The 13,357-nt window shown below is 46.6% G+C and carries 12 protein-coding genes, 1 pseudogene and 1 riboswitch; of the genes and pseudogenes, 7 read left to right on the forward strand and 6 right to left on the reverse strand.

Features of this window, described 5'->3' with window-relative positions; genetic code table 11:
- Positions 1-218, reverse strand: a pseudogene (locus H6F50_RS17880) (hypothetical protein); the annotation flags it as partial.
- Positions 215-640 carry a pirin family protein gene (locus H6F50_RS17885; RefSeq protein ID WP_190429735.1) on the reverse strand — a complete coding sequence of 142 codons (426 nt, stop codon included), beginning with the start codon at positions 638-640 and terminating at the stop codon, positions 215-217. The gene H6F50_RS17885 and the pseudogene H6F50_RS17880, both read right to left, overlap by 4 nt.
- Before the next feature lie 343 nt (positions 641-983).
- Between H6F50_RS17885 and H6F50_RS17890 the strand changes: the two genes are divergently transcribed.
- Positions 984-1,544, forward strand: coding sequence for an opioid growth factor receptor-related protein (locus H6F50_RS17890; RefSeq protein WP_190429736.1), 561 nt, complete (start codon positions 984-986; stop codon positions 1,542-1,544).
- 263 nt (positions 1,545-1,807) lie between these two features.
- Here the strand turns inward: H6F50_RS17890 and H6F50_RS17895 are convergent, their stop codons facing one another.
- Positions 1,808-2,593 (reverse strand): DUF3891 family protein, encoded by a 786-nt coding sequence (locus H6F50_RS17895; RefSeq protein ID WP_190429737.1) that lies wholly within the window; start codon positions 2,591-2,593, stop codon positions 1,808-1,810.
- A gap of 204 nt (positions 2,594-2,797) precedes the next feature.
- On the opposite strand from H6F50_RS17895, the gene H6F50_RS17900 reads away from it, so the two are divergent.
- On the forward strand, positions 2,798-2,956 hold the full coding sequence (locus H6F50_RS17900; RefSeq protein WP_190429738.1) for a hypothetical protein: 159 nt from the start codon (positions 2,798-2,800) through the stop codon (positions 2,954-2,956).
- Here the strand turns inward: H6F50_RS17900 and H6F50_RS17905 are convergent.
- Complete coding sequence (locus tag H6F50_RS17905; protein ID WP_190429739.1) at positions 2,950-3,846, reverse strand: alpha/beta fold hydrolase; 897 nt, start codon at positions 3,844-3,846, stop codon at positions 2,950-2,952. The genes H6F50_RS17900 and H6F50_RS17905 overlap by 7 nt on opposite strands.
- A 132-nt stretch (positions 3,847-3,978) precedes the next feature.
- Between H6F50_RS17905 and H6F50_RS27225 the strand changes: the two genes are divergently transcribed.
- Entirely contained in the window at positions 3,979-6,039 is a 2,061-nt protein-coding gene (locus tag H6F50_RS27225; protein WP_190429740.1) for an S-layer homology domain-containing protein, read from the forward strand.
- 86 nt (positions 6,040-6,125) lie between these two features.
- Here the strand turns inward: H6F50_RS27225 and H6F50_RS17915 are convergent, their stop codons facing one another.
- Together H6F50_RS17915 and H6F50_RS17920 are read right to left on the reverse strand one after the other, a co-directional pair.
- Complete coding sequence (locus tag H6F50_RS17915; protein WP_190411975.1) at positions 6,126-7,166, reverse strand: mechanosensitive ion channel family protein; 1,041 nt, start codon at positions 7,164-7,166, stop codon at positions 6,126-6,128.
- A 164-nt stretch (positions 7,167-7,330) separates the two neighbouring features.
- Positions 7,331-7,861 (reverse strand): hypothetical protein, encoded by a 531-nt coding sequence (locus H6F50_RS17920; RefSeq protein ID WP_190429741.1) that lies wholly within the window; start codon positions 7,859-7,861, stop codon positions 7,331-7,333.
- 365 nt (positions 7,862-8,226) lie between these two features.
- On the opposite strand from H6F50_RS17920, the gene H6F50_RS17925 reads away from it, so the two are divergent.
- The 4 genes from H6F50_RS17925 to H6F50_RS17940 all read left to right on the forward strand — a co-directional run bounded on the left by H6F50_RS17925 (position 8,227) and on the right by H6F50_RS17940 (position 12,548).
- Positions 8,227-9,588, forward strand: a complete 1,362-nt coding sequence (locus tag H6F50_RS17925) for a hypothetical protein (RefSeq protein WP_190429742.1) — start codon at positions 8,227-8,229, stop codon at positions 9,586-9,588.
- Between the two features lie 59 nt (positions 9,589-9,647).
- On the forward strand, positions 9,648-10,565 hold the full coding sequence (locus H6F50_RS17930) for a histone deacetylase (protein WP_190429743.1): 918 nt from the start codon (positions 9,648-9,650) through the stop codon (positions 10,563-10,565).
- A 737-nt stretch (positions 10,566-11,302) separates the two neighbouring features.
- Positions 11,303-11,387, reverse strand: a riboswitch (cyclic di-GMP riboswitch).
- Positions 11,381-11,809 carry a hypothetical protein gene (locus tag H6F50_RS17935; protein ID WP_190429744.1) on the forward strand — a complete coding sequence of 143 codons (429 nt, stop codon included), beginning with the start codon at positions 11,381-11,383 and terminating at the stop codon, positions 11,807-11,809. (Overlaps the previous riboswitch by 7 nt.)
- A 274-nt stretch (positions 11,810-12,083) precedes the next feature.
- On the forward strand, positions 12,084-12,548 hold the full coding sequence (locus H6F50_RS17940; protein WP_190411980.1) for a tRNA (cytidine(34)-2'-O)-methyltransferase: 465 nt from the start codon (positions 12,084-12,086) through the stop codon (positions 12,546-12,548).
- The last annotated feature ends 809 nt before the right edge of the window (positions 12,549-13,357 follow it).

Here is a 13,357-nt window from a genome sequence, read left to right on the forward strand (position 1 = left end):
AGCTGGTCAAAATCCGAGCGGTCGAGGGTGCTTAAAATTGGGTCGTTGCCGTCTGCATCTGACACGCGATCGCGTTCTGTCACTTCAAACAGGAGATTCCCCGCTTCATCTGTCAGGGATGCGAGATAGTCGCGTAACAAGGAGAAGCGCCAAATGCTCCAGTCATCTTCTGTTGTCGGGATGGTTGTCTGGAGCAAAATGTGAATGGGTTGTGTCATCGTTTTTTACCTAATTCTTCTGGATCGGAAATCATCCAAATTTGGGGAAAGTAGACGGGATTAGTTTCAGAGAAATTAAATTCACGGTGGGTGATGCCAGCGCCAGCACTCATCATCTGTGCTTCTCTTGGATAAGTACCTGTCCGATTCCCCATCCCCAACCTATCTTGATGCTCTTCTATAGCACCTTCTAGGGCGTCTAGGGCGTAGGTGAGGATTTCCATGTCATGATGACTGTGGGTACCGAAACCAGAACCGGGTAAGACTCTATCATCGTGAATCAGCCTGAGAGTGCAAAATCTCATTGGCTCTGGGTCAAACAAACCCCCCAAGGAAAAGGTGCGATCGCTATCCAGCCAACCTAGCTTGGTATAACCGCGATTTTGCCTGTCGTGGATTAAATTGAGCGTATCTTGACTCATCGCTTGCACCTCGGTTTGAGTAGTCAGACACGGATGTCAGTTCATGCGATCGCCTAACGCTAGCAGCTACATTGGCATTGTTGAAATTATCAACGGTTATTGTAATGAAGGCAACAGTTAATAACTGTTGTTAGCGCTACTAGGCACTGTAGCTTTTGTGAGGAAAGCGAGATAGTTCCATAACGAGGAATGCTAAATACTCTAGTTATCTCCTCGGATCTAAAGGGTCGTTTGCAACAAAAGTACTCATAGACTTTTCTATCGCCCTGCCAGCTTTAGAATGAGCGTGAATCTAGCTGATTTCCCAGATTGTTAACATTTGATTAATTGCAGAGGAACACTTATGGCAAAATCATCTGACAAAGAATTGGTTGCTAAAGCATCCCCGGCTCTTGTGGCTTTCTATCTTAGTCAACAGCCTGATTCAGAAGGACGGATGATCGACGAGATTTGGTCATGGAATTACGAAAAACTTGAACGGATTCATGACTATGTTCAGTGGCTTTTCCCCCTGAAAGATAAAAGTGGCTACAACCCTAATGCACTGGTTCTAAATGATGAAATTGTTCAAGCTTTTCGGACAGATCCCTTACTTAAAACACGTCTGCAAAAGTCATTTAAAATAATGCTCAGGTTTTACGGATTCAAATGCAACGAAGGAAACATCAATAATATTCAAATAACCAAATCTGACCAATATCAAGATAGAAAAAGGGCTTGGATTCAGCCTCTTAATCATAATTACCTCCGGATTACCAGGATTTTAAAATGTTTGACAACTCTGGGATTAGAAAATTATGCCCAAGCTTTTTTAAAATGTTTAGATGATATCTATTCAGAAGATAGTCAAAAAATTGGAAGTGACACTTATGCTTTTTGGAAAAGGGCAGTTGAAATGAGTTGATTTTTCGGGGTTTATTGCCTAAACGAGCGTCGCAATGAACCCCGAAGATTCTCTTGAAAAACGACGATAAAATTACCTACTCTTGGATAAGAGAGCAGGCGCTCTTCATCTCTCTTGAAAGCAAGTCTAGTAGGAATATTGGGTAAAAAAAGCAAAATATAGAGTCAGCAGAGGCAAAGCATTTGCCCCTACTGACTTCTTTATGGGTAAGCACAATATGTTGCTTTGATGAATACCGATTAATTACATAATCCAGTCGGTGCTTACACGGGATGCAGGTGAGTTTTAATCGTCACCCAAGGTGCTTTCGCGATCGCGTTCCGCATCGTCTCCTCGTCTGGGAAGGTTTCCGATAGATAGCGTCCTTCGCAAACCAGCGTTACCGCATTCTCTGAAAAAGGCCAAGGACTTACCGCTACCTGAGTTGGATCGCCTGCTAGTGGCGTCAGCTTCAGCGTAATTTCACCCTCAGCGGTGGGAACCTTCTCTACTGAACGCTCTTTACTTAACTTCATGCACAAGATTAGCGATAAACAATCCCAGATTCCCACTAACTGCCGATTTCGGGCGATCGCTTCTGGTGTGCTGTAGGGTGCGTAATCCGGATCGTTGCGGAGGGAGTCAATTAATTCCTTCTGGAAAGCCTGTTCGCGCCCTAGGAAGTCATGCACAAGCTGGATATCTTCTGCGGAGTCGTTACTAGAGTCGTAATGCTCGTAGAGGCGCGTACCGTGCAGGGAAGCCAACAGCGCTGGATATCTTCCTTGAGCGATCGCTAATTCTCCGGCTTTTGACCAAATATCTATATGGATTTTTCTCGGTAATTCCGTAAAACTGTGCGGCAAACCAGTTTTTGGGTTGAAGGTAGGCGTCTTTTCCCAGGACAGCCAGCCAATATCATGTTGCTCGGCACCTAAGCAAACCTCTTTTCTAGGTTCCAACTTCCCAAAATACTCATTTCCCCACGCTTGTGCCAATTGACCCGATACCCACGCATGGGCAAGCTGCGCGATCGCTATCAGCCCCTCTGGTTCTTTGCGATATAGCATTTATGGTTCCTACCGCATCTTCCTAACTATAGTCGTGATGAGTTGGATGCTCCTCATCACAGCAAGCCGTGCTTTATCCATTTAAACCGCTCGCGCCCCACGAGTCTGTCCGCTCCGAGATTGATTTCCGCGAACGGGATCGGCAGTGAATGGAGTAATCCTAATTTCCTTTGTTTTCAGGAAGGCAAGGAAGGAGCGAAGAGGTTGGATGTAACGTTAGGTGAATCAGGCGCGAGGGGACGCGATCTCGAAGCGAGTGCGATCGCGTTCCCTCAAATTCAGCACCTCAAATTCAGAACCTCAAATCCACAAGTCGGTGCAACGACAGTTGAACCGAAACTTTTACTGACTAAGTTTTATTGACTGCTCAGCTGCGCCAACCAATCCAATATCAAAGGATTCACCACGTCCGGACGTTCATCATGGGGACAGTGACCCGTTTTGGGAATGCCGACAACCTTCACGGGTTGCCCATTCTCACTTAGCTCTTTATAAATCGTCGCACCCTTAATCGGCGTCCAGGGGTCATCTTCTCCCCAAAGTACCAGCAGCGGGTGTTGTATTTTTGGCAACAACTCAGCTGGGCTAGGGCCAGGGGGTGCCGTGAGAATTGAGGCAAAAACCTGCTGAGCGCCCGTGTCACAAGAAGGATCGTAAAGCATATCCACCAGTTCATCCGTGATAGCTTCAGGGTTCACGTAGACCTGTCTGAGCGTGCGACGGAGACGATCTTTGTGGCGGATGCGGTTAAATAGGAACGGGCCAGCGACTTTGGAACTGACCAGCTTCGTGAAGGCTCCCATCACCAGCCGCAGGGGGAAATTCAGCTCATCAGGGCGATGATTCAAGCCCCCGGCGCAGTTAATCAGCACGCCACCAGCGGAAATTTCTGGAGAATTCACCACTACCATCAAGCTGAGTAATGCCCCAATCGAGTTGCCGACAAAGACTGTCGGTTCCTGAATATGAGTTTTCCAGAAATCCTTGAGTAGTTCTTCCCACAATTCGAGAGTGTAATCGAGGGCTGGCTTGTCCGAACCGCCGAATCCGAGTAAATCTAGGGCAAATACTCGGTAGCCCTCAGCGGCGAGGACTGGCATATTCTTGCGCCAGTGTCCAATGGAAGCGCCAAAGCCGTGAATCAGCACTAGAGGGCGACCTGTGCCCATGACTGTGTACTGAATCCGGTAGCCGCGCCAAGTCCAGTTGAGTTTTTCAAAAGTGCTTTCTGTTTTTAGCTGCTGAGTCGTCACGATAATTATTAAGATTCCTTAACTATTTTTCTATCGTAATAGTCTCTATCATTAAAAAGAGATAAACCAGGGAACATCTAACCGACTGGAAAAGTCACGCTACCCGTTTTGATTAGGTGTGAGAAGAGATTAATGAAGCGAAGTTCCTTGGTATTTTTAGGCAGCCTGGTATTTGCGGCTGCCGGTTTAAGTATGACAACGGTTGCCCCTGCGATCGCGCAAGTTGGACAAACAACGGGCAATCTGCCCTTATCGGGTCGAAATCTGCTCAGCCAAGCAGAAGACGATACCGCCCAGCTGCCAACAGCGGTTGCTGAAGCTGTTTTAAAGGATGCTGCCCAACGGACAGGAATGCAAAGTTCTGACTTAACCATCCTTCAGGTGGCGAAGCAAACTTGGTCAAATGGTTGCTTGGAGTTAGCAGAAGCAGGTGTTGCCTGCACCGAGGCACTGGTTCCCGGCTGGCTGGTACTGGTCGGTAGCGCCAAAGAACAGGGATTTTGGGTTTATCGCACCAACGAATCTGGAACGCTCGTGAAGTGGGATGAAACAGCGACCCAAACCCTGACGGCTCGACTCCGGTCGGAAAGTACCACCACTGGGCAACAGACAACAACCCGTCGCACGGAAACCACCGAGCAAAGGAGTACCGTCCGCACAGAACAGCGGTCTACGGTGGCAATGACCGAATCCGCAGGCAACTTTAGTCTTGCCGTTCTGCAACCCGCAGGCAGCCTCACAGAGGTGATTACTCGCGTATCGGTGAAGTCGAAACAAGGCAACAGCTATTCCCAAGAGCAGTATCTTGGCGACTTCAGATACAAAATCAAGCAAAAAGCGAAGTTTGTCAAAGGTGTGAATCCGGGCGATCGCGTGGTCGTGCGTCTATACGACCAAAATCGCTTGATTGGCTACAGCGAGTTTGAATGCTTGTCTGAAAACGCCGCCGTTAACCTAATTTTGTCAGAAAATCCGTCTGAAACCCGTGTAGTGCGGACTGTGTACGGCATTGATGCCGACATGGATGGCAACATCGACAGCGGTACCACCGCCTACAACTACTACACCCAAATCGACTCTCAGGAACGGGTAACATTCCTGAGCAGCGTCGAGCAAATTAACGTCAGCCAGTTCCAATCGAGCGAGATTTCGACTTCGGCGGCGACTAGCGTTTATTCCAGCTCATTTACCAGCGGTGAATCAATGCTGGCGGGTGAGACGATGAGCGTTTACAGTTCAGGAATGGCTGCCTTATTGACATCAGCTCCCGGTCAGTTGGTGCAGGTGATTGGGGTAGAAGCCGAGAACGCGACCTACGAAGTCAGCCAGCTGCTGGCAAGATATGCAAACGTGGGAGTCACTCGAAACATCCAGACGAGTTTTCCCGATGTTCCGCAGGGATACTGGGCAAAAGATTTTATCGCCCAACTGGCGGAGTTAGAAATTATCGAAGGCTTCCCCGATGGTCGCTTCCGACCGGATCAGCCGGTGACTCGCGCCCAGTTTGCGGCGATGCTGCGGAAAGCGTTTGAGATGAATAAAGTGCGGAATGCGATCGCCTTCCGGGATGTATCCTCGGATTACTGGGCGTACAGTGCTATCCAAGAAGCCTATGAAATGGGCTTTTTAGGCGCTGTTTCCAGCAATGCATTCAACCCCACCCAAAAGCTTTCTCGTCTGGATATCTTAGTGGCATTGGCAAAGGGAATGAACTACTCTTCTGCCAGTACCACTACCCAGACGCTACTGCAAGTTTACAGCGATGCCGCTAGCATCCCTAGCGACGTCCGCAGTTTGGTTGCAGCAGCGACAGAACGGGGTCTGGTGGTGAACTATCCCAATGTCCAGTCACTCAAACCCAATCAAGTCGCCACCCGTGCAGAGGTGTGTGCTTTCCTCTACCAAGCTTTAGTCAGCACTGGGAAGGCTCAGAACATCGCCTCGCCATACGTGGCGGGAGAAGGTGCGAAACCCCCCACAGTGCGCGAAGTTGATACTCCCAAGCCAGAAAACGTCCCTGGCGATAACCGTGAGGTAGAGGGGAGCGAACGCACGAATCAGCGTCAGAATTGCAACCAAGGGGTCGGTAATGGGCCAGAAGGTTGCGATCCAGGCAATTCCAATCGGAACCAGCCCAGTAACGACGAAGGAGCAGGCGCAGCGCCTGGCAGTCCGGGTCGTCAGGGTCGGTAATCGTCGGTAATCGTTAGTCTGAGAACTAAGAAAGCCGCAGCTATCCAAATTAAATAGCTGCGGCTTCTATTTTTTCGACGTTTATATTAGTCATTAGCAATATTATTTCCCTTTTGGTTTACATAAACTTCTCTACTTGGGAAAGGGATAGTAATTCCTTCTTGCTGATAGCGTCGGTGCAATTTCTTGATGAATTTATGCTTTGCAATTCGTTGGTTCAGAAATTCATTAACTCTAAGAAATACTGTAAAGTTGACACTAAATTCGCCAAAATTTTGATATAAAATAAAAGGCTCAAAATCAGAAATCTCTGCTGCTAATTCTTGCATAACTTCTTTAGCAACTTCAACCGTTATTTCTTCAACGTGTTCCAAGTCGCTATCGTAACTGACACCTACTTGAATCGGTAAAGTTATTTCTTTCACAGGTAAATGGTAATTCGTAAAAATGGCAGAAGCCAGCTTTGTATTGGGTACAACGACTAGATTATTTGGCAGTTCTCTAATCACGGTATTCCGCCAAGTGATATCGGTAACGTAACCTTCTTGTCCCGTCTCTAGTTTTACATAGTCGCCAGTTCTGACTTGTCCAGAAATAATCAAATATAATCCTGAAAATAAGTTAGATAGGGTATCCTGAAATGCCAAAGCAACTGCCAAACCGCCAATTCCCAAGGTTGCCAAAATAGGTGTAATGGAAATCCCTAGCGTTTGCAAGATCATCAAGATTCCCAAAACCAGAACGACAATTTTGGCTAGGTTAGATAGTAATGAAGCTGAAACTCCGGGTGTTCTTTGACCAAATATCGTAACAAAACTCGCCGTCAGTCTGGCTAAAACTAAGGTGACAGAATAGAGGAAAATAACAGTCAGAATATTCTGAAAAATGCCAGAAATCCGGTCAGGAATAACCTGATTTAGTTGAAGGGTAAAAATGGCTCCGTAAAAGCCAGCAACAATAAACCAAATTTTGGGGATGCCACGCAGGGAATGAAAAACGATTTCATTCCCTGGCAACCGAGTTTTAACAGCTATTCTTTTGAGTCTAGGAAGAAAAAATTTATCAAAAATTATCCCAACGAGAAATCCGCTAAGAATAAAGGCAATCGGGACAATCCATTGCTTCATGTTGATAGTTTTATCTCAAATCTATTTATATATGTTATGAGACTGACGATAGGGGCAACCTCCAGAGTTGCCCCTATCGCGGCTACACATAGCAGCGAGACAATTGTAGAGACACGATTTATCTCATCTGCTGGCGCGACCTCTAGAAAAAAGATACAGCGTAGTTACGACAATTGTTGCTTCAACTGATCAATTAACTGTCTCAAATTTTCTGGACTGAGAATGGCTTTCACTTCCAACTGTTGCTGAGTATCTCGCAGAGTCAGGATGTGGTTTTCACCTTCCTTAGCAGCAAATTGCAATTGGGGAGATTTAAATTCAATCTTTTGATAGATGGTTTCTGGTATCCCTACCCGAATGACCAGTTCTTTTTGAGATTGGGGATAGATATAAAGTTGCTGGCGAAGGGTATCGAGTTCGAGTTTGGTAGGCGTAGTGCTGCGTTCTCGATCTTCGTTGATTTTGCGCCAGTAGAGAGTGATACCGCGAATCTCAGGGATTTGAATCTCAAATACTTCGTCAAAGCGTTGGGGTTCCCAATCGAGTTCGGTAGCATCGCCCGTCTGGGGAATGATTCGCTGTCGCCACGTGATTTTATTGTCGGTGAGACTTGCCCACCATTCGCGGATGGTTGCGAAGTTGTTGGTATTGTCAGGATTATTGCTGCCCTGTTCCCAGACGATTTTGTGTTGCATTTTCTCTCCTTCCTCCCCATCGCTTGCTGATTTCTCTTCTCTCCATCCAGTTTAAACTTCCTCCCTTGCTGGGAGTTGCTGTGACACGAAGATGTCGAGGTGTTGTATACGGCGTATCTACAGCGATCGCTCGTTTGCCCTATCTTCAAGTCTAAAACTGGCTGAATCCTGCGCGGGTAAGAGATGCTATGCAAAATTTTGCGATCGCTTCTAAATCTACCTTGAGCAGGTTTCGTCATACACTTTATATTGGTTCTCAGTCCGCGCCAGCGGGCTTTGTTTAAAAGTTCTCGCAACTTCTACTTCCTTGCTTCTAAAGTAGGGTTGGCATAGCTGTGATTTAAATCGCCAGGTATGGTAGCAATATGTTTACTCTTCCGATGAACCTGTTATTTCTTCCTAACCTGGATCTATTTGTTTACCACCTGAGAAACGGCTTGGGAGACGATGCAGAGCAAATCAACCAGAACCAGCTCACGTTTTGGGATAACTTCCCGTTAGAATTGCAAAGAATTCTTGTCGGTGCTGACGATTCAAATTATAACGATCCAGAATATTTAGAATTATTGCGCCTGGCGGGGGAAACTGAAGCTTATTATACTTTTCAAGCTCGCACTGAAGGATATCCAGTCAAAGGCTTTTATTATCCCGTGCGATTTAGCGATAGTTATGGGCTTTTGTTTAATTGCCATATTAACGATCGAGACTATCTGCAATCTTTTAAATGCTTTCCTACCCTCAAACATCTTGCTGCTGATAAACAAGGCAATCTTGGAAAAACCTGGATCGTGTCTGGGATTTTGCCTCGAAACTGTGAAACCCCTTTAGAATGTCTCGCCCAAGAAGCTTACGAAACTTTGAAGTTTGGGAGATGGAAACAGCAAAAGCCAAGCAAAGGAAAATTTTTAGGGGCAACCGTTTTTGAAGTGTGGCTATCTCCCCAGCGTTGGGACATGGAAGAGAATCACCATGTTTTGGTTATCTTTTATCCCGATGTAGCCGCCGAAACTGAAGCTGCTAAATATTCTGAGGTCTGGATGCAGTTGTTTTACTACCGCAATAAAATTATTTGGTCTTATTGTGAAGCTCAGAAACTCAGACAGCAATTGCAAGAGAATTTCGGCTATATTTTTCAAGCGGGTGAAATGCTCAAGCAGCTACCGTTAAAAGAATTGCAGAAAATTTTAGAAGTCAATATAAAAATATTGTCCCAGTATGCTTCAGACTTAAATCATCTAGAAATTCAATTGCACGCGATTGAAACCTATCAGAAAAAATACCAAGAACATTTAAATTACCTGCTTCAAGAAGCTAGCAAATATGGAGAAACCGAGCTGCATTTTTTGGCACAATTCAACCAAATAGTCAAGCAATACGAAATTCAAATCCAACAAGATCGTGCCAGCTTTAGCCCTGCATTGAGAGTGCTAGAAGATGTGATTAACACGATTCGAGGCATCGTCGAGATTGAACAAGCTAAGCGCGATCGCAATCTGGAAAATATTATCGCCGCTGCCAGTCTGGGAGTGGGAACCGCCTCAGTCGCCGCCTCTGCTTCCTCGGCGTTGGTAAAAGATTTTACCCAGCCTTACCCTAACCAAATCGACAACCAACTATCCGCAGTCATCCCCTTGGCGAATCTGGTTATTGTCATCTTGTTCAGTATTGGTTTAGGTTGCCTGGTTAGTGGGTTTGCCTGGAAAATTTTGCGATCGCGTAGCGTCTGAGGAAAATTGCCTCGGAAATCCTCTCTTCCTTTGCCGCTTGGCAGTTCAAAATTTTAAATATGGACTTGCCAATTATTTACCACCCGGATTATGTCGTACCTCTCCCAGAAGGGCATCGCTTCCCCATGCCCAAATTCAGCAAACTCTACGAAATGCTCTTAAGCGATCGCGTAGCGCATCCAGAGCAAATTCATCCGCCCGAACCTCCTCCACTAGCGTGGATAGAACTCGTTCACACCCCAGAATATGTCCGAGCATACTGTGAAGGCACCCTCGATGCCAAAGCCCAGCGAAGAATCGGATTGCCCTGGAGTCCCGCATTAGCAAATCGTACCTGCGTGGCAGTAGGCGGTACGATTCTCACCGCTAAACTGGCACTCAGTCACGGTTTAGCTTGCAATACTGCGGGGGGTACTCATCACGCCTTTCCCGGTTATGGTTCTGGTTTCTGTATTTTCAACGATTTAGCCATTGCTGCCCGCGTGCTTCAACATCTGGGACTGGTGCGTCAAATCCTGATCGTGGATTTAGATGTCCATCAAGGAGACGGTACCGCCGTGATTTTCCAAGAAGATAGCAGCGTCTTCACCTTCTCGATGCACTGCGAAGTTAACTTTCCCGGAACCAAACAACAAAGTGACTTAGATGTTCCTCTCCCGATTGGGATGGAAGATGACGCCTATCTGCAAACCTTGGCAAAATATCTCCCAGATTTGCTCTCACAAGTCAAGCCGGATCTTGTTTTATACGATGCTGGCGTCGATCCTCATGCTGGCGATCGCTTGGGCAAACTCGCCCTCACAGACACCGGAATCTTCCGCCGGGAAATGCAAGTTTTGAGTACCTGTGTGGCACTCGGCTACCCAGTCGCCTGTGTGATTGGCGGGGGTTATGCTGACGATCTTGACTCCCTCGTTTATCGGCACTCCTTGCTACACCGAGCCGCCACCACTGTCTATCATCAGTACCAACTTTGATGCCAGACTAAGGGCAGAGGAGCCATTTCGTCTTCCTCGATACACTTTTTAACGGTAGCGGTATCCCGTGTCCGTACTTCGTACTCACTCATCTGAGGAAAAACCCCTTGCTATCAAAAGGCTTTGAAATTGAAATGTATACCGGCACCCCCAATGGTGACATTGTGGGTTTATCCGATCGGATTGTGGCAGACCTAGACGGGTTCATGCGGGAGCCGGATAGCCGCAACGTGGAATATATCACAGAACCCTTTTATTGTTACGACCGATTATTGTGTGCCTTGCTACGCCCTAGACGGCAACTCCGAGAGTATCTAAAACGCTTGGGAAATTACACCCTGATTCCGGGGAGTACGCTGTCTTTAGGAGGCAGCGATCGCTTCTGGCGATCTGACCCTAGCAATCCTTACCACGACTACATTGAGAACACTTACGGCACCAAAGTTGTCACCGCCAGCGTCCACATCAACATTGGCATCAGCGATCCCGAAACCCTGATGCGGGCGATTCGCCTTGTCCGCCTAGAAGCACCCTTATACCTCGCTCTCAGTGCTTCTTCCCCGTTTTTGGATGGGAAAGCCACTGGCTATCACTCGACTCGCTGGGGACTGTTTCCAAAAACCCCAGCCCACGTTCCCTTATTTGAAAGCCACGCCCACTTTATCCAGTGGACGAAAGCCCAATTAGCCGCCGGGACAATGCAAAATGTCCGCCACCTTTGGTCATCCGTGCGACCAAATGGCAACCAGCGCCCCTACGACCTTAATCGCCTAGAACTGAGAATTTGCGACCTAATCATCGATCCGGTTGCCTTGTTGGCGGTTACAGCCTTGCTAGAAGCCCGACTTTTGCAGTTGATTGATGACCCCAGCCTCGATCCCCTAGAAATGAGTCAATTGTCTTCACAAGACTTAATTACCCTGACTGACGCCAACGAAGACGCCGCCGCCCGTCAAAGTTTGGATGCAACTCTGAGACATTGGCAAGACGGCAGACCGATTCTGGCGCGGGATTGGATTGAAGAAATAACCGGCGAAGTTTGGGATCTGTCTAAACAGATGGGCTTTCGCTGTTTCTTGTCACCCCTGAAAAAGATTCTCCGGGAAGGAAATTCGGCTCAGCGATGGTTAAATCTCCAAAACCAAGGTTTTGACACTTCCAGCGTGATGATTGACGCCATTCAAGCGGTGGCAGACCAAGAGCGCGAACTGGAAGACAAATTGTGCGAGAGCCTAGTTGCCTGAAGCACTTGAAGGATCGAGAATGAAGCTTGAAGGCAGAGAATTATCCTAAAGCCTTCATTCTTTATCTTCGATCCTTCCTAGCCCCTGATTTCTTTTTTTGCCTTTTTATGGCTTAATTTATTGGCTAAAAAGAATCATTCGGGAATTAGAATATTTAATCAATTTGATCTGGGTGAGTCATATAACAAATATGTATAGGTTCATGTCTCTTTGGGTATAATTTGAGTTTCCAGCGTGGATTTTAGTGTTAGAGCCAGAGTAATTAGTAAGTCTCATGCCGTTTGTTGTTCTCTACAAGCCGCAAATTCCGCCCAACACCGGCAATATTGCCCGTACCTGTGCTGCCACTGGGACGGAATTGCATTTAGTCGGGCCGTTGGGTTTTGACATTAGCGATCGCTATCTGAAACGTGCCGGTCTGGATTACTGGCCCTACGTCAATCTGCACCACCACATTGGTTTAGAGGATTTTCAGGCATTCCATCAGCAGCGAGGGGGACGATGGATTGGCTTCAGCGTTTCGGGAAGGGATAACTACTTGAAGTTCGAGTTTCGGGCAGATGACTGGCTATTATTTGGTAGCGAAACAACTGGATTACCTCCAGAAGTTCTCGCCCTTTGTGCCAATACTGTCTATATTCCAATGTCACAGCCGCACGTTCGGAGCCTGAACCTTTCTGTTAGTGCCGCAGTCGGTTTGTTTGAAGCGCGTCGCCAACTGGGGATTTTGTCCTCCTGAAGGAGGCAAACAAGTCCTTTGCTCATTGCGTGTTATCAATCTTTAGTCAGGTGTTCGCAGATTGAGTTAAAGGTTAGAAATTTGGTTTGACCTTTTCTCTAGGAATCTCAAACGTGTTAACCGGCAACTGTTTGTGACCATTTCTGGCTGAGCTTTCCCTATGACTTCTTGCTTAACACTCGGTGACGAATGACTCTTTTCCCTTTCTTGAGAGAGTTTCTTTTGCGTCCTTCAGCTATCTAGAATACCGAATGAGCGCGGCTTAGATAAGAAATTTCTATGAACAACAGAGTAACAACGGGAAATTGATTGATAGATTTTTTTATCCAAAATCTTTCAGTGCTGAGCCTCTAAAACAACCTCGAATCAATCTTTAGGAAGATTTTTAGTAAATATGCGTCGGTATGCTCTATGCCATTTGTCAGAGTTTTCTCCATGATTCTACGGTTGTTATTCAAGGCAAAATCAGCTTAAAGTCTCATGTTGTAATGGATCAACAGCAGGATGCCAACAACGAAAAAGTTGTTTTCTCAGTCTTCCGGAGTAAAGCAAGTCAAGCAAGTATGTTCCAATATGCACGCCTTAGAAAGGAATACACCATTGACTTGCCAGCTCTTGACAAAAGGCTCCTGATTAACGCAATGATGAAGTCTTCAGCAGGGTGGGTCAAATGTAGGTCGTGCATGATTAAATTTTCCCAGTCATGTAAACTTGTCTAAATCAAAAAAGCAGGGTAATCTTGCCTAGGTATGATTACCGGCAGTGATCCTAATCACTTTTTGATGTGATTTGTCCCATTGACTGGTAAA

Source organism: Coleofasciculus sp. FACHB-712, from assembly GCF_014695635.1.
Taxonomy (GTDB): Bacteria; Cyanobacteriota; Cyanobacteriia; order Cyanobacteriales; family FACHB-T130; genus FACHB-T130.